Genomic DNA, 1,484 nt, shown 5'->3' on the forward strand with positions numbered 1-1,484 from the left:
CGCCCGGCGCGCTGGCGGCGAGCTGCAGCGTCAGGGTCTTGTAGGCCGAGGCGTCCATCGGCTTGCCGCCGCTGCCCACGCCGACGGTGAAGCCGACCCCGGCCCAGGTGCTGCCCTTCTGCGGCCAGATCACCCCGGTCACGCGGGCGACCCCGTTGGCCGCCGCCAGCTTGCCGACGGAGGCGTCGCCGGCCTTCTCGGCATAGGCGAAGCCGTCGGTGGAGGCGCCTTGATCGGTCCCGCTGCCGGCCTTCATGGTCGCGAGCACGAGGCGGCTGCCGTCGGCCGCCGGTTCGGCGGCTGCGGCCGCCGGTGCGCGTGCGGCGTCGTTGCCTGCAATTGCGGCGGCCTTCGGCGCGGGCGCCATGGCGCAGCCCGTCGCGAGCGCGGTGACGATCGTTCCTGCGAGCCATGCATGGCTGGCGGCGCTTCTGGTGTTCATGCCGGTTTCCTCGTGGTGGTGATGGACAGGAGCGCGTTGCCATTCCCGCGAATCGACGCGCGGCGAAGGCCGTGCAGGGCGGCGAGCCAGCTCTCGTTGCTGGAGGTCAGCGCCCAGCTGGTCTCCTTGATGATGTCGAACCAGGTGAAGGCCCGGACGTTGGGCAGCGTCTCGATGTCGCTGAACATGCGCTCGATCCACGCGGCCTTGTCGCCGCCGGTTTCGGAGCACCCGAGTTCGGCCAGCACGATGGGCTTGGACGGCGCGATCTCGCGGGCCATCGCGACCGCGCGGCCGAAGACCTGGCTGAAGGGCGTCCAGTGCGACCAGCTCTGGCTGGTGCCGAAGTTGTAGCCGTCGATGCCGATCCAGTCGACGTACTCGTCGCCGGGGTAGGCGGCGCGCGGGTCGTTCCAGGCTTCCGCGGGCGTGCTGTCGTTGTTGAAGCACCAGACCCAGCGCACCTTGTTCGCGCCCGCCGCGCGAAAGCGCTCGACGATGTGGCGGTGGGCCCGCGCGAAGAGCTGGGGCTGGCGGCCGTTCTTCACCAGGCACCAGGGATACCAGTCGCCATTGAACTCATGGCCCACGCGCAGCATGAAGGGGAGGTCGACGCGCGCCGCGCCTAGCGCCCAGGCGTCGATGGTCGCGTCCCACTTGCCGGCGACGATGTCGGCCAGCGCCACGGGGCTGTTGTCGAAGCCCCAGGGCTCCCAGGTCACTTGCGCCGCCACGCCGCGCTGCGCGAGGTAGCGGATCTGCGATTCCGGGAAAGCCGCGCCGAAGCGGGTGAACCACATCGCGGCCGCGGGCTGGCGGCGCAGGTCGGCTTCCGCGTCGGCCAGCAGGTCGGGCAACGCGCTCTCGCGGAAGAGGCCGAAGAAGATGCCGCGGCGGTTGTCCTCGTCGCGGTCGACGACGATCGGCAGAGCCAGCGCGTCGTCGAGTGCCGACGGCACCTTCGGCGAACTGCCGCAGGCCGGCAGGCCCACGCCGAGGGCCGAAGCGGCGAGCAGGCGGCGGCGCAGGAGTTGATCGGGGC

At 71.5% G+C, this 1,484-nt stretch carries 1 protein-coding gene and 1 pseudogene; both read right to left on the reverse strand.

Going from position 1 to position 1,484, the window contains the following annotated elements; translation table 11 throughout:
- Positions 1-442: pseudogene (locus AC1D15_RS31820) on the reverse strand (hypothetical protein); the annotation flags it as partial.
- A partial coding sequence (locus tag AC1D15_RS31825; protein ID WP_477829196.1) for a glycoside hydrolase family 26 protein occupies positions 439-1,484 on the reverse strand: 1,046 nt, incomplete at its 5' end. The pseudogene AC1D15_RS31820 and the gene AC1D15_RS31825, both read right to left, overlap by 4 nt.

Source organism: Rhizobacter sp. P2_H2 (assembly GCF_056403375.1).